Origin of the sequence: Desertimonas flava (genome assembly GCF_003426815.1) — a bacterium.
Taxonomy (GTDB): domain Bacteria; phylum Actinomycetota; class Acidimicrobiia; order Acidimicrobiales; family Ilumatobacteraceae; genus Desertimonas; species Desertimonas flava.
On sequence record NZ_QKYK01000001.1, the window covers coordinates 55789 to 75075 of the forward strand.

At 68.5% G+C, this 19287-nt stretch carries 18 protein-coding genes and 3 tRNA genes; 11 read left to right on the forward strand and 10 right to left on the reverse strand.

Annotated elements, in window-relative coordinates:
• The first annotated feature begins 108 nt into the window (after positions 1-108).
• The 4 genes from dinB (at position 109) to DN771_RS00255 (ending at position 5717) form a co-directional block, all read left to right on the forward strand.
• Positions 109-1353 (forward strand): DNA polymerase IV, encoded by a 1245-nt coding sequence (gene dinB / locus DN771_RS00240; protein ID WP_227462233.1) that lies wholly within the window; start codon positions 109-111, stop codon positions 1351-1353.
• A 244-nt stretch (positions 1354-1597) separates the two neighbouring features.
• A complete protein-coding gene (locus DN771_RS00245) occupies positions 1598-2464 on the forward strand; it encodes an SDR family oxidoreductase (protein ID WP_162941378.1) in 867 nt (288 codons plus the stop codon).
• A gap of 8 nt (positions 2465-2472) precedes the next feature.
• Entirely contained in the window at positions 2473-3822 is a 1350-nt protein-coding gene (locus DN771_RS00250; protein ID WP_116995735.1) for a cryptochrome/photolyase family protein, read from the forward strand.
• 59 nt (positions 3823-3881) lie between these two features.
• Positions 3882-5717 (forward strand): SpoIID/LytB domain-containing protein, encoded by a 1836-nt coding sequence (locus DN771_RS00255; protein WP_116995333.1) that lies wholly within the window; start codon positions 3882-3884, stop codon positions 5715-5717.
• A gap of 5 nt (positions 5718-5722) precedes the next feature.
• Here DN771_RS00255 and DN771_RS00260 read toward each other — a convergent pair whose 3' ends face one another.
• On the reverse strand, positions 5723-6868 hold the full coding sequence (locus DN771_RS00260) for a hypothetical protein (RefSeq protein WP_162941379.1): 1146 nt from the start codon (positions 6866-6868) through the stop codon (positions 5723-5725).
• A gap of 59 nt (positions 6869-6927) precedes the next feature.
• Between DN771_RS00260 and DN771_RS00265 the strand changes: the two genes are divergently transcribed.
• Positions 6928-7854 (forward strand): DUF1353 domain-containing protein, encoded by a 927-nt coding sequence (locus DN771_RS00265; protein WP_116995335.1) that lies wholly within the window; start codon positions 6928-6930, stop codon positions 7852-7854.
• A 95-nt stretch (positions 7855-7949) separates the two neighbouring features.
• Positions 7950-9155 (forward strand): amidohydrolase family protein, encoded by a 1206-nt coding sequence (locus DN771_RS00270; RefSeq protein ID WP_116995336.1) that lies wholly within the window; start codon positions 7950-7952, stop codon positions 9153-9155.
• A 13-nt stretch (positions 9156-9168) separates the two neighbouring features.
• On the opposite strand, the gene DN771_RS00275 is transcribed toward DN771_RS00270, so the two are convergent.
• Both DN771_RS00275 and DN771_RS00280 read right to left on the reverse strand, forming a co-directional pair.
• On the reverse strand, positions 9169-9882 hold the full coding sequence (locus tag DN771_RS00275; RefSeq protein ID WP_205528343.1) for a potassium channel family protein: 714 nt from the start codon (positions 9880-9882) through the stop codon (positions 9169-9171).
• Positions 9875-11230, reverse strand: coding sequence for a TrkH family potassium uptake protein (locus DN771_RS00280; RefSeq protein ID WP_116995337.1), 1356 nt, complete (start codon positions 11228-11230; stop codon positions 9875-9877). The genes DN771_RS00275 and DN771_RS00280 overlap by 8 nt, the downstream gene beginning before the upstream one ends.
• Positions 11231-11472: 242 nt before the next feature.
• Between DN771_RS00280 and DN771_RS00285 the strand changes: the two genes are divergently transcribed.
• The gene (locus tag DN771_RS00285; protein WP_116995338.1) at positions 11473-12570 is read left to right on the forward strand and encodes a baeRF3 domain-containing protein; all 1098 of its coding nucleotides are present in this window, start codon (positions 11473-11475) and stop codon (positions 12568-12570) included.
• A 236-nt stretch (positions 12571-12806) separates the two neighbouring features.
• Here the strand turns inward: DN771_RS00285 and DN771_RS29080 are convergent, their stop codons facing one another.
• A complete protein-coding gene (locus DN771_RS29080) occupies positions 12807-12974 on the reverse strand; it encodes a hypothetical protein (protein WP_162941380.1) in 168 nt (55 codons plus the stop codon).
• 4 nt (positions 12975-12978) lie between these two features.
• Positions 12979-13377 (reverse strand): four-helix bundle copper-binding protein, encoded by a 399-nt coding sequence (locus tag DN771_RS00295; RefSeq protein ID WP_116995340.1) that lies wholly within the window; start codon positions 13375-13377, stop codon positions 12979-12981.
• 460 nt (positions 13378-13837) lie between these two features.
• Here DN771_RS00295 and DN771_RS00300 point away from each other — a divergent pair, with 460 nt between their 5' ends.
• The 3 genes from DN771_RS00300 to DN771_RS00310 all read left to right on the forward strand — a co-directional run bounded on the left by DN771_RS00300 (position 13838) and on the right by DN771_RS00310 (position 16801).
• Positions 13838-14431 (forward strand): DUF421 domain-containing protein, encoded by a 594-nt coding sequence (locus DN771_RS00300; RefSeq protein ID WP_205528344.1) that lies wholly within the window; start codon positions 13838-13840, stop codon positions 14429-14431.
• Complete coding sequence (locus tag DN771_RS00305; RefSeq protein ID WP_162941381.1) at positions 14413-15420, forward strand: baeRF2 domain-containing protein; 1008 nt, start codon at positions 14413-14415, stop codon at positions 15418-15420. Before DN771_RS00300 ends, DN771_RS00305 begins: the two co-directional genes overlap by 19 nt.
• Positions 15421-15499: 79 nt before the next feature.
• Entirely contained in the window at positions 15500-16801 is a 1302-nt protein-coding gene (locus tag DN771_RS00310) for a DUF2254 domain-containing protein (protein WP_116995342.1), read from the forward strand.
• Between the two features lie 86 nt (positions 16802-16887).
• Here the strand turns inward: DN771_RS00310 and DN771_RS00315 are convergent.
• The 5 genes from DN771_RS00315 to clpS all read right to left on the reverse strand — a co-directional run bounded on the left by DN771_RS00315 (position 16888) and on the right by clpS (position 18128).
• Positions 16888-16960, reverse strand: a tRNA-Phe gene (locus tag DN771_RS00315).
• Between the two features lie 22 nt (positions 16961-16982).
• A tRNA-Asp gene (locus tag DN771_RS00320) sits at positions 16983-17057 on the reverse strand.
• A 42-nt stretch (positions 17058-17099) separates the two neighbouring features.
• Positions 17100-17172, reverse strand: a tRNA-Glu gene (locus DN771_RS00325).
• Between the two features lie 94 nt (positions 17173-17266).
• Entirely contained in the window at positions 17267-17812 is a 546-nt protein-coding gene (locus DN771_RS00330; protein WP_116995343.1) for a DUF2017 family protein, read from the reverse strand.
• Positions 17813-17831: 19 nt separating this feature from the next.
• Complete coding sequence (gene clpS / locus DN771_RS00335; RefSeq protein WP_116995344.1) at positions 17832-18128, reverse strand: ATP-dependent Clp protease adapter ClpS; 297 nt, start codon at positions 18126-18128, stop codon at positions 17832-17834.
• A gap of 125 nt (positions 18129-18253) precedes the next feature.
• On the opposite strand from clpS, the gene DN771_RS00340 reads away from it, so the two are divergent.
• The gene (locus DN771_RS00340) at positions 18254-19204 is read left to right on the forward strand and encodes a heme o synthase (RefSeq protein ID WP_116995345.1); all 951 of its coding nucleotides are present in this window, start codon (positions 18254-18256) and stop codon (positions 19202-19204) included.
• Positions 19205-19287 lie beyond the last annotated feature (83 nt).

Consider the following 19287-nt stretch of genomic DNA (forward strand, 5'->3'; position numbering starts at 1 on the left):
GCATCGCACTCCCAACCCGGCCCATGACCTCGACACTACCGACCCACCGCGGGTCGAACGGGCGCTGCCCCGGTTGACGACCTTCCGCCGATCCGCGAACATACGTTCGTGATCGGGCGACGAGGCGAGGAGGCTGGGGCGACCATCCTGCACGCCGATCTCGATGCCTTCTTCGCCGCCGTCGAGCAGCGCGACGACGCGTCGCTGCGTGGTCGGCCGATCGCCGTCGGTGGGATCGGCGGCGTCGGCAGCCCGGCCCGCGGCGTGGTCATGTGTCCGAGCTACGAGGCCCGGGCCTACGGGGTCCGCGGCGCGATGGGCGCCGCCGAGGCGCGGCGCCGATGTCCCGACCTCGTGTTCGTCCCTCCCCGGCTCGACGCCTACACGGAGGCGAGCAGGGCGGTGTTCGCCGTGTTCGACGACACCACCCCGTTCGTCGAAGGGATCTCGGTCGACGAGGCGTTCCTCGACGTCGGCGGGCTTCGCCGTGTGTCCGGAGCACCGGTGGACATCGCCCGCCGCCTGAGACAGGACGTGCGCGAGCGCGTCGGGCTCCCGATCAGTGTCGGTGTCGCCCGGACCAAGTTCCTCGCCAAGATGGCCAGTGCGGCCGGCAAGCCCGACGGCCTCCTCCACGTACCTCCGACCGAGGAGCTCGCCTTCCTGCACCCGATGCCCATCGAGCGGGTGTGGGGCATCGGGGCCAAGACCGCGGATCTCCTCCACGCCAGGGGTATCAGCCGGGTGGCCGACATCGCCGCCCTTCCCGAAGCAGCGCTCGTCGCGATCCTCGGCCCCCATCGGGGCCGGCACGTCCACGCCCTCGCCTCGAATCGCGATCCGCGGCCGGTGCGCGCGGCCCGGCGACGCCGGACGATCGGCTCGCAGCGAGCGATCGGCCGTGGGGCGACCAGCTCCGCCGAGTTGGACACGATGCTCGTCGCCATCGTCGATCGCGTGGCACGGCGTTTGCGGTCGGCTGATCGGGTGGGCCGCACGGTCATCCTGCGTCTCCGCTTCGACGATTTCTCGCGGGCGACCCGGTCTCACAGCCTGGATCGCGCCACCGACGACTCGGCGACGTTCCTCGCGGTGGCGCGGCGGCTGCTGGCCGGCGCGGCTCCGATGATCGAGGAACGCGGCGTCACCCTGGTCGGCCTCACGATCGCCAACCTCGACGACGACGACGCCGTCCAGTTGACGCTGCCCTTCCACGCCGATCAGACACCCGAGCGGGAGTCGGTGGACCGGGTGCTCGACGACGTGCGCGACCGCTTCGGGTCGACGGCGCTCACCCGCGCCGTGCTCCTCGGGCGCGACGAGGGGTTCTCCGTGCCTCAGCTGCCCGACTGACCCTAACGGTTGGTGCCTGGGCGGTGAGCGGAAAGGCCGTGCGAGGCGCAGGGCCGTCCGCTGGTCGCCGTCCCAACCGGAGGGTAAATACCGGACGCTTCGGTGGGGTATGTACCCTCCCGTCCGCACGTGGCGGTGGCCGGCCACCCGGCCCGCCCGACCGGAGGGCAAATACCGGGCGCTTCAGGGGCGGTGTGAGATGCGCTGGCCGGCTCTGGGAGACTTCGAGGATGGATGTGGGCTCGTGACGACCGCCCTGGTCACCGGCGCGTTCGGCAACATCGGCGCGGCGATCGCCGAACGGCTCGAGTCGCGCGGCGCCCAGGTACGGACGCTCACCACACGCGCCGCGCCCGCCGGGAGCACGATCGACGTCCGGCCACTGGACTTCAGCCAGCCCAGCGTGCTCGCGTCGGCGTTCGACGGGGTGGACGAGTTCTACAACACGTACTGGATGCGCACCGGGGACGATTCTGGGTACGCACGGGCCGTGGAACACAGCACGATGCTGTTGGACGCAGCGGCCGCGGCCGGCGTGCGCCGGATCGCCCACCTGAGCGTGCTGCACGCCGACGACGGCGATCGGTATCCCTACTTCCGTGCCAAGACACAGGTGGAGCACGTCGTGCGGGCGACCGGGGTGCCGAACGTGATCGTCCGTCCGGCGGTGGTGTTCGGCGGGACATCGGCGTTGTTGAACCAGCTGGCGCGCGTCCTGCGGAAGGCACCCGTGATGCCCATCCCCGGCGACGGCCGCTACCGCGTCCGTCCTGTGCACGTCGACGACGTCGCCCGGCTGTGCGTGGAGTCCGACGCCGCGCTCGACTCGCCGCCGATCGACGCGGTCGGCCCGGAACGCCCCACCTACATCGAGCTCGTCCGTGCCGTTCGGGAGGTCGTCGGATCCCGCGCCCGCCTCGTCCGTGTGCCGGCGCGCGTGGTGGCGGTCGGCGCCGGGATCGTCGGCCGGGTCACCCGCCAGCAGCTCCTGACCGGCGAGGAGTTGTACTCCACGATCGACGGGCTGGCCGACAGCGACGGGCCGTCGACGGGAACGGCGCGGCTGAGCGACTGGCTGGCCGAGCACGGGCGCCTCCTCGGGCGAGGGTGACCGGCCCCGTGTCGACCTCGCTCGTCGTCTTCACGCGCGACCTGCGCGTGCGTGACAACCCGGCGCTCGTCGAGGCGTGCGACCGCTCCGACACCGTCGTCCCGCTCTTCGTGGACGATGACCGCCTGCCGATCGCCCGGTCGGCCAACCGCGCTCGCTTCCTCGACGAGTCGCTCACCGATCTCGACGGCAGCCTGCGTGAGCGGGGGGCCGGTCTCGTCCGCCGGAGCGGACGTTGGGTCGACACGGTGCTCCAGGCAGCCACGGAGTTCGGCGTGTCGGACATCCACCTCGCTGCGGACGTCTCGGGGTACGCGCAGCAGCGGGAACGAGACCTTCGTCGAGCGGCCGGGGCCCGGTACGAGGTGGTCACCCACCCTGGCGTCACCGTGGTCGCTCCGGGAAGCGTCACGCCGGCGGGTGGCGACGCGTTCAAGGTGTTCACGCCGTACCACCGGCGCTGGCTCGAGGCACCGTGGCGACGCCCACTCCCGCCGCCCGACAGCATCGTCATGCCCGAGGACGTCCGGCGGCTGACCGGGCCCGGCGACCACCCTGCGCACGCCGCGTCGACCGAGGTCGTGGCCGGCGGGGAAACCGAGGGACTACGGCGGTTGAAGGCATGGACCCGGCGCGGCCTCGCCGGTTACCCGTCCGCCCACGACGATCTCGCCGCCGATGCCACGTCGCGGATCTCCGCCCACCTGCACTTCGGATGCCTGTCGCCAGGTCAGGTCGCCAGCCGGCTCCGCGAACGGCCCGGCGGGGCCGAGTTCGTGCGGCAACTCTGCTGGCGGGACTTCTTCCACCAGCTTCTCTGGTCCCGGCCCGAACTCTCGACGACCGATTACCGGTCCCGCGACGATCGGTGGAACGACGACCCCGACGGATTCGACGCGTGGCGGACCGGCCAGACCGGTTACCCCCTCGTCGATGCGGCGATGAACCAGCTGCGGCGGGAGGGGTTCATCCACAATCGCGCCCGCATGGTCGTGGCCTCGTTCCTGACCAAGGACCTGTACATCGACTGGCGGCTCGGCGCCGCGCACTTCATGGAGCATCTGGTCGATGGCGATGTCGCCAACAACCAGCTCAACTGGCAATGGACCGCCGGCACGGGGACCGACACCAATCCTCACCGGATCCTCAACCCGATCCGCCAGAGCGAGCGCTTCGACCCATCGGGCGCCTACATCCGCCGGTACGTGCCCGAGCTCGCCGGCGTCAGCGCCCCGGGCATCCACTGGCCCGCCGAGGACGTGAGGCAGCGGTGCGGCTATCCGGCGCCGATCGTCGATCACGGCGACGCCATCGCCGCCTACCGGGCGGTGGTCGGGCCCGCGGCCGCGCCGGGTTAGCCACCGCGACGCCACGAGCCGGACGTCGACCGCGACCTAGTACACCTAGAGTCCCGACGATGCGCTTCCGGCTGGCGTCGATCTTTGCCTCTGCCCTGATCGTCGCCACGGTGATCGCACCCGTCCCCGCGACCGCGCAGACCGCACCGACCAACGAGGTCGTCGCGCTCCTCGTCGAGGGCGTCGGCAACGGCCACGGCCGTGGCATGAGCCAATGGGGCGCCTACGGGCGCGCCGTCAACGGCGGACAGTCCTGGCAGACGATCCTCGGCACGTACTACGGCGGCACGGTGCAGAGCACGGTGGCGGCGACCAGCCGCGTGCGCGTCCGCCTCGTCGGGCTCGACGGCGTGACGACGCTCGGCGTGGTGTCGGTGGTCCGCCGAGCGATGTGGAACGGCGTCGCCTATGGGGCCCTCCAGGCGCGCCAGATCGCACCCGGCACGTACGACATCTTCGCCATCGCCGCGCCCACCTGTCCCGGCGCGAGCACGAGCGGTTGGACGCGCATCGCCGTCGGGGTCCGAGCCCCGATCCGCTTCGGCACGACCGTCAACGAGTCGACCGGGGCGGCCGGCGATGTGCTCGGCGTCTGCACGCCGGGCTACGTCGTGCACTACCGCGGGGTGATCGAGCTGACGAGGGACAACACGGGCGCGCCTCGTGTCGTCAACGACGTGTTGGCCGAGGCCTACCTGCGCGGTGTGGTGTCCCGCGAGGTGTCGACGAGTTGGGGGAACTCGGGAGGTGGAGCCGGCATGCACGCGCTCCGCGCCCAGGCGGTGGCCGCCCGCTCCTTCGCCCTCGCCTCCAACCGCTACGTGTCGGCGGGTGGCTATGCCACCACGTGCGATACCACGGTGTGCCAGGCCTACGGCGGGGCCGCCCGGCGGGTCTCGCCGACCACCGCGCTGGTGGCCGGGGTGGCCTGCGAGGCGGGCAACCCGACGTTCGAGTGCGCCAACGCGAACCGGGCGATCGCCGAGACGGCGAACGTCGTGCGACGACAGGCGAACGGCAGCATCGCCGTCACCGAGTTCTCGGCCTCCAACGGGCCGCGAACCGCCGGCGGCACGTTCCCGTCGGTTGCTGACCCGTACGACGACGTGCCGGCCAATCCCCACCACCGCTGGGCCCGCATCATCGACGCCGATCAGCTTGAAGTGGCGTACGCGCTCGGCCGGATGACGAACGCGGTGACCGAGCCCGACCCCAACGCGCCGTACGTCGGGACGTGGGACAACCGGCTGCGGCTGACCGGGACCAACGGCACGGTCGTCGTCCCCGCGCTGACGATCCGGTCGGCGTTCGGCTTGCCGTCGCACGGGTTCACGGTTACGGCGATCACGCGGACGCGAGCGGTCGCCTCCTCGATGCGGTTCATCGGTGACGGCATCGGGCTCAGCATTAGCGAGACGGGAAACTCCGAACTCCCTGCGCTGCTCGACGGCGTCTACGCGACAGCCACTTACGACACGGCCGGCGGCCGGTGCACGTCAGGATGTGCGGCCGCGGGCACCGCAGCTGCTGCGTCGGTGCCGATGGGAACGGGCACCGTGATCGTCCATCTCGGCTACGCCAGGCCCAACGACAACTTCGCGGCGAGGATCGACGCCATGATGAGAGCGCTGGTCGCTCGCGGGGTGCGCCGGGTGATCTGGATCAACCTGGCCGAGCGGGCTGGCCGGGCTGACTTCGTGGCGGTGAACCGCGCCCTCGCGGCCGCGCCGGCACGGTGGCCGCAGCTGAGGATTCTCGACTGGCGCACCGCGGCCGCCGGCACCGCGCAGGATCGCAACCGCTGGTTCACCAGCGACGGCCATCACCTGACGGCCACCGGTCAGGCGCGGTTCGCCCTGTTCATCCGAAACCGCATCGTCCTGATCGCCCAGTGAGGAGGTCAGGAGGTGGCGCCGGTGCCGCCGGTCGGGAGCAGTTCGCGCGTGTAGGCCATGGCGACGGCGCGTCGATACGTGTCCTGCCCTGAGGCGGTGATCCGGAGGAGGGAACCGTCGGCCGAGACCTGCGCGCCAGGGAGCAGCTCCGAGAACGGCGTCCCCGTTCGTTGTGACTCGCTCTCGAGCCACGCCTCGGCGCTGGCGACGTTGTCCGCTGCGTGGTCGTCGGCGTGGACGGCGAAGATGTCGACCTGCACCTCGCCGCCGCCGTCAGTCGAGCCGACGATGACGATGCCGAGGTACGGCAGGAGGAGAGTGGCTGCGTCGAGGAGCTGGGGCGCCAGGCTTCCGTCGGCGGCGATGACTGCGGCCGGGTCGGGCAGGGTCGGTGCGGGGAACGCCATGGCGTAGAGCACCTCACGACCGGCGACGGCGGCCACGACAGGTTCGAACAGCCAGCTCTCCATGAGCGACGGCGCCGCGCCGTTCGCCGTCGCCAGCGCACGCTCCATCGGCTCGGTCTGGTTGGTGTGCACCACCGTGGCGGACTGATCGCCGAGCACGGCGAGGAACCCGGGCTGGCCGAGCGGACGGAACGTCGAGATGCGCGCCGCGTCGACGCTCGCCCCGTCTTCGCCCCACGCGAAGTACGGCGACGACTCGGTACCGATGGTGGTGAGATCGGCGGACCAGACGGGATCGCTCTCCAGGGCGCCGACCACGTCGGAAGGGGAGGCACTGGTTGCGACGACCACGATGTTGCTGGGCGGATCGACGACCGCGATCTCCTGCAGCAAGTGTTGGAACGCGAAGCCCACCTCGGACAACGGGTCCTGCTCCGGCAGGCGGTTGCCGAACATGATCGGCGGTTGTGGGAACGTGTCGATCCACGCGATGTCATGGAACGCCGCGAGGCGGTCGTCCGCATCGCCGTCGACGCCGGCCCGGCGCCAGAGCGCCTCGATGTCGGTGTACTGGATCGTCATCGAGCCGCCGAGCACGGCGGCGTCCTCCGGCATGAGCTGCAGCATCCGTGCGAACGGGGTGGTGTCGCCGACGGTGGTGGTGACGAAATCCCGGGCTCCGGCGGCCGTGGCCATCGTCGATGCCGCCAGCGCTCCCGCAGCGATCGCCAAAGGAATCTTCATGCGGCAGAGTTCTACCGGTCGACCGGTAAGAATCGCCGGTCGGAGCGGAGCAGAGGGGGATGACGATGTCAGAGCAGGTGGACGAGCCGCCGCCGGACGACTGGGCACAGGAAGGTCCTTGGAACCCGTGGCCCGTCGCGCCAGGCTTCGAGGTCAGGTCGGAATGGCTCGGACTCGTCCAGGTGAACCGCAAGGAGTTCGCCGTGATGTCCGACTTCCGGTACAGCCACGACGAGGGTAAGGAGCGCCTCGCGGCGCGGGTCGCCAAGCTCCACAAGCTCGACGACCAGGCCGCACGAGCGATGGTCGAGTCTGCCTCGCTGTTCAAGAGTCCACGAGACGGCGAGACCGAGCTCGTCGAAACCGATCTCGCGTCGATCCCTCCATTCGTCCGCTGGTTCGAGAACTCCTACGGGCTGCACACGCCGGCTGCGATCATCCACGATGGGCTGATCCAGCCGACGCGTGACAGCGGGGCGCTGCAGAGCGACGCGTTGGCGGACTTCATGTTCTGGGAGATGATGCGTTCGGCGGGCGTCCCGTGGCTCAAGCGATCGATCATGTGGGCCGCCGTTTCCCTCCGCACGCGCTGGAAGCGCGGCGTCTCCGCCGCGGGCCTGGCCAAGAAGGCCGGTGTCATCCTCTGGCTGATCCTCGCCTGTTCCGGGATCGTCAGCTTCGTGTGGTCGCTCGGCTCGTCGGTGCTGGAGTGGGGCCACCCCGTGCCGCTCTGGGCCATGTACGTCTATTGGGCGCTCGGCTGGATCGCCGCCGCGGTGCTCTGGGGTCGCCAGTGGCGGGCCGGGTTGGTGGGCGGGCTCGCTGCGCTCTGGATCCTTCCACCTGCGGTGTTGGCCGGCGTCGGGGGGCTCTTCTATCTCGCCTTCGAAGGAGTGTTGCGACGGGACAGACGATGGATCGCCGCCTCGCTGCTCGCTGTCGCCGCGATCAGCGTCGGGGCGATCTGGCTCGACATCGCCACCTGACACGACCCAGCAGGCTCAGAATGCATCGTATATGATGTGATCCGCGAAGGACCACCGGGGCCCTGGCATCACGAGCACGGAGAGACAGGCGAACCATGAGCATCGCGCACGAACTGCTGGGTCCTGACTTCAAGATCATCGACTCCGACACCCACTTCACGGAGCCGGCCGATCTGTGGACGAAGCGGGCACCAGCCAAGTACAAGGACCGCGTCCCGCTGGTGCGGCCCAACGCCGACGGCCTCAACAAGTGGTACGTCGACGGCCTCGAGCTGATGAACGCCGGCGCCGGCAGCATCATCGACAAGGACGGCGTCAAGACGAAGTTCTGGAACATCGACATGATGAACCACATCACCGTCGACGAGGCGCACGCCGGTTCCTGGGACGTGTCCGCCCGCCTCGAGGTGATGGACGAGCAGGGTGTGTGGGCTCACATCGTCTACCCGAACGTCGCCGGCTTCGGCGCCGGCCGGCTGCTGAGGCTGGAGGATCGCGACCTCGCCTACGCGATCGTGCAGATCTACAACGACGCGGTCGCCGAGTGGCAGGCCGAGAGCAACGACCGCCTGCTGCCACAGATGCTCGTGCCGTTCTGGGACATGGACCACACGCTGGCCGAGATCCAGCGCTGCCACGACATGGGACTGCGCGGCATGGCGATGAGCGGCGAACCCTTCAACGGCGGCCTGCCCGACCTCGGAAATCGCCATTGGGACCCGATGTACGAGCTGTGCAGCGAGCTCGACTTCCCGATCAACATCCACATCGGCTCGGGTGACAGCGGCGGCTCCGACCAGTTCCGCTCGATGTACGGCGCCCGCACGTGGGCGTCGCAGGACGCCCACCGGGCCTACGTCCTCATGTGCGTGCAGCTCGAGCTCACCAACTCGAACTTCCTCTCGAACCTCGTCACGAGCGACATCCTCGTCCGCTACCCGAAGCTCAAGTTCGTGTCGGTGGAGAGCGGCATCGGCTGGATCCCCTACGTCCTCGAGCGCACCGACTACCAGCTCCAGGAGGCACTGCCCGACGACCCGGCGCTGCAACGGCCCAGCGCGCAGGAGCTGTTCCGCCAGAGTGTCTACGCCACCTTCTGGTTCGAAGACTCCGCGCCGCGCCACTCGATCGCCGACGTCGGATTCGACAACGTGATGTTCGAGACCGACTTCCCACACCCGACGTGCCTCTACCCGAACCCCGTCGACTACGCGCTCGAGCGACTGAAGGAGCACGATGTCGAAGACATCAAGAAGGTGATGGGCGGCAACGCGGCGAAGCTCTACAAGGTCGCCGTCTGACGGCGCCGTCGAGCTACGCGCGCCTCGCGAACGCCTCCGCGGCCGCCGTCTCGCCGGCCACCACGAGCAGGTCACCCCGGGCCAGAACCGTGTCGACCGTTGCGTAGGTGAACGACCCACCCGCAGGTTTCACGCACACCACGGTCACCCCGAACCGTTCGCGGACCGCTGAGTCGGCCAGTGTGCGCCCCACGAGCTCTTCCGGTACCGCCGTCTCCACCAGGGCGAACCGCTCGTCGAGCTGGAACCAGTCGAGGATCCGCCCACCGATCATGTGGGCGACCTGGTGGCCCATGTCGTGCTCGGGGTAGACCACGTGGTGGGCGCCGACGCGCTCGAGGATCCGACCGTGCTGGCGGCTCACCGCCTTCGCCCACACCGACCGCACGCCGACTTCGTCGAGGGCTGCGGTGGCGAGGATGCTCGCCTCGAGGTCCGAACCCACGGCGACGATGGCATGGGGCATCTCGTCGATCCCCAACTGGACGAGTGCCGCGGTGTTCGTGACATCGGCCTGGACGACGTGCGTGATGGTGGGGGAGTAGTACTGGACCGTCGACTCGCTGACGTCGACCCCGAGCACCTGGTATCCCAAGCGCACGAGCTCGGAGGCGAGCGCACCACCGAATCGGCCCAGACCGAGCACGGCGATCGACTCGCCCGGTTCTGCGCGCGCAGGGCCGCCGTGCTGGCCGAGGGTCCACTGGCGCCGCGACTTGTCACCCAATGATGATCCGCTCCTCCGGGTGCCGATACAGACGTTCACGCGCTCGCAGAACGAGCGCGGCGAACAGGGTAGGTGGCCCGACCCGTCCGATGAACATGAGCCCCGTCACGAGGAGCTGGCCCGGGGTCGACAGCAGGGGCGTGATACCCGTCGACAGTCCGACCGTGCCGAGCGCCGACACGGACTCGAAGACGACGTCGGACAGCTCGTGCGGCGTGAGCGCCAGCAGGATCATCGACGACACCACGACACCTCCGACCGCCATCAGTGCAACGGTCAACGCCTGCCGTTGCACATCGGTCGGAACCCGTCGACGGAACACCTCGACATCCCGCTCACCGCGGACCTCGGCCCAGATGACCCAGCCGAGGAGGGCGAACGTCGTCACCTTGACGCCGCCCGCTGTGGACCCGCTGCCACCTCCGATGAACATCAAGATCATCGTCAGCAGATGTGACGTGTCGTTGAGCGACGCGGCATCCACGGAGTTGAAGCCGGCGGTGCGTGTCGTCACGCTGTGGAACAGGCCGTTGACCAGGGAATCACGTGTCGACAGCGGTCCGAGCGTGGAAGCGTTGGTCCATTCGAACGCGGCGAAGAGCAACCATCCCGACACGACGAGGACAACGGTCGTCGATACCGTCAACTTCGCGTGGAGATCCCACTGGCGGATGCGGCGACGACCGGACGCGATCTGGTGCCAGACGGGAAACCCCAATCCGCCGATCACGATCGCCGCGGCGAGCGCGAGCAGGAGGATCGGGTCGTCCTGGAACCGCATCATGTTGTCGGGGAACAGCGCAAATCCCGCGTTGTTGAAGGCCGACACCGAGTGGAACACGGCGAGATAGGCGGCGCGCCCCAATGACTCGTCGTGACCGATCCAGAACCGCTGAAGGAGGACGGCGGCCACGCCCAGTTCGACACACGCCGTCATCGTGACGACGGCCTTCACCAACGAGGTGACGTCGCCGAGCCGCAGCGTTCCGGTCTGCGCGGCGGCGACGACGCGCTGACGAATCCCCAGGCGGCGACTCAACACGATGACGAGCAGCGACGACAGCGTCATGATGCCGAGTCCGCCGACTTGGATCAGACCGAGGATCACGGCTTGTCCGAAGCCGCTCCAGTGGCCCTCGGTGTCGATGACCGACAGCCCCGTCACGCACGTCGCCGACATCGCGGTGAACATCGCCGTGGTCAGGGGCGCTCGTCCTGAGCTCTGCGTCGAGATCGGCAATGACAGCAGCGCGGTACCCAACATGCTCGTGACAAAGAACGTCACGACGATGTACTGGGCGGGATGGCGGAGGGCGATCCGCCCGCCGCCCAACCATCGCGCGCTCATCGTGTCGACTGCTCGTCGATGCGCCGGGCCGACGAGTCCCGTTCCTCGAAGCCACGAATCGGGAACGCCGCCATTCCGACAGCTTGGCTCACACACACCCGGCCGGGGCAGTTCCGAGCGCCGCCACGGCCATGCTGCTGGCCACCGCCCGGTCGCCGCCGACGCCCCCGCGTCCCACAACTGGTCGAAGGAGCTCGCCTCGTCCCGCGACCGCCAATCGGCCGTGGCACTAGATTGGACCCGTGCAACGAGGTCCGTGGCACCACATCGACGTGGTCACCACTGACGACCTGCTGTCCCTGGACGGGGTCGCGGGGCCGTGCGTGTCGCTGTATTTGCCGACGCACCGGTACGGCCCTGACGTCCGGCAGGGACCCGTGGTCCTGCGCAACCAGCTGGCTGAGGTCCGCCGCGGCCTCGAAGGCTCGGGTTGGCGCCGCCCCGACATCGACGACTTCCTCGAGCCGCTCAACGGGCTCGTGAGCCAGGACGAGTTCTGGCAGTACCAGGGCGCGGGGCTGGCGTTGTTCCGCGCTCCCGACCTCGACGCCACCCATCGCCTGCCCCTCGACGTCGACGAGCACGTCGACATCGGGGACTCGTTTCGAGTCGCTCCGCTCGTGCCGCTCGTGTCGGGGGACGGAGCGTTCTTCATCCTCGCTCTGAGCCAGAACGAGGTCCGACTCTTCGAGGCGACGCGACAGCGGATCGGCGAGGTCGAACTGACTGGCGTTCCGAGGTCGATGGACGAGGCGCTCGCCCATGAGGACCCCGAACGCCAGCTCCAGTTCCGGTCGGCGGGGCAGGGCGCGGTGCAGTTCCACGGCCACGGTGCTGGCGACGAGGTGGACAAGGCCAGGCTCGAGCGCTACATCCGGGCGGTGGCCACCGGCATCGACGAACGCCTGCGTGGGTCTGGGGACCGGCCGCTCGTGCTGGCCTCCGTCGCGTACTACCTGCCGATCTTCAAGGCCGCCAGCAGCTACCGGGGGATCGTCGACGACTTGGTGGAGGGCAGCCCAGATGGACGACCCGTCGAGGACCTGCATCGCGACGCGTGGCAACTGGTCGAGTCCACGTTCACCGGTGAGCGCGACCGCCTGGTCGCCCGCTATCGCGTGGCGGCTGGGACCGGCCTGACGTCGGCTGACCTGGACGAGATCGTCGACCGTGCCACCGAAGGACGAGTCGAGACGCTCTTCGTGGCACCCGACGCCCACGACGACCGTCGCGTCGACCAGGCGATCCTCGCCACGTTGCGCACCAACGGTCGGCTCTGGAACACGACAGAGTCGCTCGACCGGACCGCCGGCCCGCTTGCCGCCCTCCTCCGTTACTGACCGCCGCGACGATCCCGACGGCAGCGGTTCGTCGTGAACCGCGAGCCGCGACCCTGGCCAAGCGTCCCGGCGTCGCCGCCCTGCAGGTACCCACCCACGACGTCGACGCCGTCGTCGAACGCGTCCGAACTGCCGGTGGCGACCTCGTCAACGAGCCGGAACCGAGGTCGAAGGCGTCGCTCACGCTGGTGCATAGCGTCGGAGGTCCGTGCGGTCCGTGCGACGCTCGCCGTGCGTCAACAGTCCTCGCGGACGTTGTCGCTGCTGAACATGAGAGCGAACATCATCACCGTCGAGGTGGCGGTCATGGCCCCGAAGCGCACGTAGTGCCGTCGTTCCGTCCTCTTGGCGTCGTCTCGTCCAGTCTCGTGGAGATCGCCGCCGTTGGCGGTGTCGGTCGCCATGTCACTATGCGCTGAGGAGCTGGTCGCAGGCGTGCTCGCAGCGCCGGCAGGCGTCGGCACACACGCGACAGTGTTCGTGCATGTCGGCGTGACGGTCGCACTCTTCGGCGCAGCGTCGGCAGGCATCCCGGCACGCGGTGAGCACCGCGCGAGTGAGCACGGCGTCGTAGCCGGCTTGGCGGGACAGCACCCGGGCGGTGGTGTCGCAGATGTCGGCACAGTTGAGATCGCTGGTGATGCACCGGCGCAGGTCGGCCACCATCTCTTCACCGAGACACGCGTCGGCGCAGGCGGTGCAGGCCTGGGTGCAGTCGAGACAGGCGTCGATGCACGCCACGAGCGGGTCCGGGTCGAAGCCGAGCTGGCTTGGTGACGTGCGGAGCATCTGAGAGGCAACGGACATGGCAACTCCTTGGGGCTGTGGTCGGATACCGATTGGGTATCCGCAGGCCCGAGCGGATATGCGGGTGGCATCAGCGAATCGCGGGCGTCCGGTGACCCGGCGCGCGGGATTGTGACAGGACTGCAACGTGGTTGTGGTTTCCGCCCTCGCTCGGACGGGAACCTAGAAGCATCACGTTGTTCTCGACTCGACCCGAGGGTGGGTTCCCGATCTGTCGGGCCGAGAGGAGACGCAGCGAATCGAGCGTTGCGTCGACCATGACGCGCAGTGACGGGAGGACCTCGATCGGAACGTCGGGTCCACTGGAGGTGATTTGCAGGATGGACGTTTTGTGGTGGCCGTTCACGTTGAAAGGGATGCGGGCTCGACCAGCAGCCCGGGTGACCGATCACGGCAGAATCGAGTCGACGAGATTCCGCTCGCTCGCGCTGATTGTGGACCGCTCGACGTCGGGACCGTCGTGACACCGTCGATGTGGTTCGACGGGTGGTCGAACGTGTGGCGGGTGATCGCCGTGGGTGCGGCGGCGTATCTGGTGATGGTGATCGAGTTGCGGGTTTCCGGCAAGCGCACGTTGGCAAAGATGAGTGCGTTCGATCTCGTCGTGACCGTTGCACTCGGATCGGTCCTGGCAACGATCGCGTTGTCGCGTGATGTGTCGTTCATCGAGGGCAGTGTCGCGATCACATTGCTCGTCACCGCACAGTGGGCGGTGTCGTGGCTTTCCACACGCACTCGATGGGCGGCTCGCGTCGTGCGGGCCGACGCGACGGCCGTGTTCCATCGCGGCGACTTCGACGACGAGGCGATGGCCCGGGCTCGCCTGCTTCGAGCCGAGGTCGACCAGGCGATCCGGGCAAGCGGGTATGGAGACCGCGAACGGATCGCTGCGGTCGTGCTCGAGACCGATGGCAGTCTCAGCGTCATCCCATTCGAGCGGTGCAGTAGCGGCACAGCTCTACCGAGCGACACGGCGAGAAGATCTCAGACAGGGGGCTCGCCCGTAGCCACCGACACGAAGGGAGACGACGAGTGGTGCCTCATGCAGACCTGAGGGCGTTCAACGAGGAATCCGACTGGTTCGCCACGATCACGCTGCCGACGCCCAGCGACCTCGACGACGCACGAGCCAGGTTCGACCTCGAGTGGAGAGACGCGCGCGCACAGCTCACCGATACGTGGCAGGCCGACGAACTCGACCAGCTGGATCGGGTCGTCGGCGATCTCCATCACCGTGACAGCGCCGGACTGGTGATCGTCCAAGCCCGGAACGGGCCGACGCTGGTCGAGCACCTCGACGAACCGGTCGTCGCCACCGTGCACGAAGGGCCGGTGCCGCGATGGGCAACGGTGATCGAGGGCCGGCAACGAACGATCGCCCACGTCATCGTGGAGACCGACCGAGCCGGCGCCGACATCACGGCGTTCGACGGCGGCACGGTGCTCTGCACCGACACCGTGGTCGGCGACACCGAACACATCCATCGGGGGCATCCGGGCGGCTGGTCACAACGGCGGTTCCAGCAACGCGCAGAGAACACGTGGGAGGACAACGCCCGGGAGGTGGCCGACGCTGTCGCCGAAGTGACCCAGCGCGTCGACGCCCAACTGGTCGCTGTCGCCGGCGACGTCCGCGCCCAGACGTTCTTGCTCGAGCACCTCCCCACCGACGTGGCCGACATCGCCGTCAAGGTCGAAGCCGGGTCACCCGGCGGCATCGCCGACGAGGTCGTACGGCAACTGTCGAACCTCGTCGCCGAACGAGTCACCGCCGCGGCGGACAGCGTTCGCGCCGGCCTCGACTCGGATCTCGCCGCCACGGACGCCGACACGATCGTCGACGCTCTCCGTCAAGGTCGTGTGGAGACGCTGCTCGTCCACGATGACCTCTCGACGGACGACGACGTCGACAGCAGGTGGCTGGACGGGGCGCGTCTGGTCGACCGGGCGATCGTCGCCGCGCTCGCCACCGACGCCGAGGTGATCGTGGTGCCGAAGCTGGCGATCATGGACGCGCCGGTGGCGGCAACGATGCGATGGTGACCTCGTCGGTCGAGCCGACCGACGAGATCACCCAGGACATCCTCGAGAACGGCGAAACAGCTCAGCCTGGGGACGGCGCATGAAGGTACGACTCAGCTCGATCGTCGAGCGCCTCCGATCGAGCCTGTTCTTCGTTCCGATGTCAGCGGTGGTGGCAGCGGCTGTGCTCGGTCTCGGCCTGCTCGCCGTCGATCGCCGCGTCGACATCACGCTCGCCGAGCTTCCGTTCGGGTTCACCTCGACGGTCGAGAGCGCCCGCACCCTGCTCGGAGCGATTGCCGCCGCCACGATCTCGTTTGCTGGGATCGCCTTCTCCGTGTCGCTGCTGATTCTGCAGTTGGCGTCCAGCCAATACTCGCCGCGGGTCGTGCACGCCTTGTTCCGTGATCCGTTCAACAAGCGGGTGATGGCGCTCGTCGTCGGCACCTTCACCTACTGCATCGTCGTGTTGCGTTCCGTCCGATCGGCGCTCGAAGCCGACGGCGAACCGGTGATCCCCAACGTCTCTGTGGCCGTCGCCGTCGTGCTCGGCATCGTCGCGATCTTGGCCATCGTCGCCTTCATCGATCACAACGCCCACACGATGGACGTCAGCGAGATCCTGGAACGGATCCGCCGCGAGACCGTCACCCAGATCCACGCCTCGTGGGAACCCGCCGAACCAGGGCACCTCACCGGGCCGCTCCCGCCGAAATCGAGCCAGCCGACGACCGTCGTGCGATCGGACGGATCGGGCTGGATCCAACTCATCGATACCGACACGATCATCGACCTCGTTCCCGACGGCGCGACGGTCCGCGTCCACACCGAAGCCGGCCAGTACGCGATCGCCCACAGCCCGCTGATGTCGATCACGCCGCCCAGCGACGACGAGCTCATCGGCAAACTCCGGTCGGCGGTCGTGATCGGTCACACCCGCACGATGCAACAAGACGTCACCTACGGACTTCGCCAGACCGTCGACATCGCCCTCAGAGCGCTCTCACCCGGAATCAACGACCCGACCACCGCCCAGGACGCCATCTTCCACACCGCGGCGATCCTCTCCGAACTCCTCCGCCGAGAACCACCACCTGCGGTCACCACCAACGGCGACCGCACGGTCGTCATGGAACGCAGACCCTCCCACGACGCACTGATCGGGCTCGCCTTTGACGAGATCCGGCGCGCCGGCAGCGCCGATCCCGCCGTGTGCTGCTATCTCCTCGACACCCTCGCATCACTGATCGAGTCAGTGACCGCTGACGGCTACCACGACCGGACCACCGAACTCCGACGCCAAGCCCATCTCGTCCTCGAAGCGTCTACCCGTCACGAGCAACTCGATGACGACATCGCCGCCATCCGCAGTGCCTATGCCCAGATCCGCGAGACCACCTGATCGCTAACGCCCGGCGTTGAAGGTCACAGGCGGACAACGTCCGATCACGGGTCTGGGCGCCAGCAGCCGCTGCGGCGGGACTCGGGTGGTCGAGACCGGCGTCGATCCGGTGACCTTCCGCTTTTCAGGCGGACGCTCTGCCGACTGAGCTACTCGACCGAGAGCACGATTGCTCGTGCAGCGGTCCCGACGGGACTTGAACCCGCGACCTCCGGCTTGACAGGCCGGCGTGAACTCCAGACTTCACCACGGGACCCAGTGACATAACGCAACTGGTTTGCGGCAGTAGATATGTGCGCACCCCCAACGGGATTCGAACCCGTGCCGCCACCTTGAAAGGGTGGTGTCCTAGGCCACTAGACGATGGGGGCTAGAACGTCTCCGGTTGAGAGCAACGGAACACTAGCAGCGCGTCGGCGAGGTTCCACCGGACGAATGGCCGTTCCTCAGCGCTGGGTCGTGCGGTCATCCCACCGAGCCCGGCGACAGCACCGCCACGGCCGAGTCGAGGATCCAGGAGAGATAGGCGTAGAGGTGGTACTCGGGAGTGTCGACCACCCCGGAGACGTGGCTGGAGTCGTCGGTGTGATCGGCCGGCTCGTCATCTTCGTCGACGTTCAGCAGGGTCCCAAGCACGAGCCGGATGCTGTTGACGGCCTGCATGAACGCCAGCAGCTGATCCTCGGTGAAGGTGACCACGTCGGAGCGGCGCCCGCGTCGACCGCCGGGCGTCGCCGCCGCGAGGACCTCTTCCACGGTGGCGACGCCGGCGAGCCGGCTGGCGACCAGTTCGTCGCGCATCAGGCGCTGATACTCGGCCTCCATCTCGGCGTCGTCGGGGTGGGCGACCGGGAACAACCGGACGGTGGCCGGTGCGGTCGTGGCTCCGTCGGGAGCGCTCAGCAGTGCTCGCAGCTCGTCGAGGAGCCGACCGAGCAGCACCCGTTCATCCGCCGCGAGGCGCAGGACGAAGCGTTCGCCGTCGCGCGAGAAGGCCCCCGTGCTACTCATCGCCGCTCAACGTGCATCCCTACTCGTCATGCTCCATGGTGGCCCACAACCCGTGCTCGTGCAGGCGGAACACGTGCATCTCCGCCCGCTCGCGCGTGTCGCTGGCGACGACCGCCTTGCCCTTCTCGTGGACGTCGAGCATCAGCTCGGTGGCCTTCTCGAGGGAGTAGCCGAACAGCTTCTGGAGCACGAACGTGACGTAGCTCATCAGGTTGATCGGGTCGTTCCACACCAACACGATCCACGGACGATCTTCGGTGACGATCTCGTCGGTGGTGGGGGCGTCCAGGACTGCCACGTCCGGTGCGTCACTCACCCGAACATTCAACCGGATGCGTTCCCGCAGGCCACGCAGGCTGACCCATCGCCCGCCGGACTCCGGACGGTGACGCACGTCGACTTTGGCCGGGCGGGGCGAGGGTGCCTTACGATGGAGCCGCTATGGCCGTCGGCAGCCGCCCACTCGTCCCCTCGCGCCTCGCTCCAGGTGGACTCTCGCAGCGCGCTCACGGCGCGCGCCAGCAGCCGAAGTCGGTCGTCGGTGCGTACATCGCACTCACCAAGCCGCGGATCATCGAGCTCCTTCTCATCACCACGATCCCCACCATGGTGCTGGCTGCCGGCGAATGGCCGTCGCTGTGGCTGATGCTCGTGACGCTCGTCGGCGGCACGCTCGCCGCCGGCGGCGCCAATGCCTTCAACATGTACATCGATCGCGACATCGACGCGATGATGAAGCGCACCCAGGACCGCCCCCTGGTCACCGGCGTCATCCAGCCTCGCCAGGCGCTCGTGTTCGCCGCCGCCCTGGAAGTCGTCGCCTTCGCCGTGCTCTGGGCCGGGGCCAACCTCCTGTCGGCCGTGCTCGCCCTGTCGGCGATGCTCTTCTACGTCGGTGTGTACACCATCTGGCTCAAGCGCTCGAGCCGCCACAACATCGTCATCGGCGGCGCCGCCGGCGCCGTGCCGGTCCTCGTCGGATGGGCGGCGGTCACCGACTCGCTCGGTTGGGCGCCGGTCGTACTTTTCATTGCGATGTTCCTCTGGACGCCGCCCCACTTCTGGGCGCTGGCCATCCGCTATGCCGACGACTACCGGGCCGCCGACGTCCCGATGCTGCCGGCCGTCGTGCCCCTCGAAGAGGCCGCACGGAAGATGATCGGCTACACCGTCGCCCTCGTGGCGAGCACGCTGGTGCTCGCTCCCGTGGCCGATCTCGGCTGGATCTACACCGCGACGGCGATCGTCCTTGGGGTCGGCTTCCTGGGCGGCACGTATGCCCTCGCCAAGCGGCCGAGCCCGGCCGGGAGCATGCGGGTGTTCGCCTACAGCATCACCTACGTGACGCTTCTGTTCGCCGCCATCACCGCCGACGTGCTGATCCTGGCATGACCCCTGTCGCCGCCGTGACCTCGCACAGATTTCATGCCGCCAGGCGGCCTACAAGTAGAGTCACGGCCGAACTCGGCCATGCT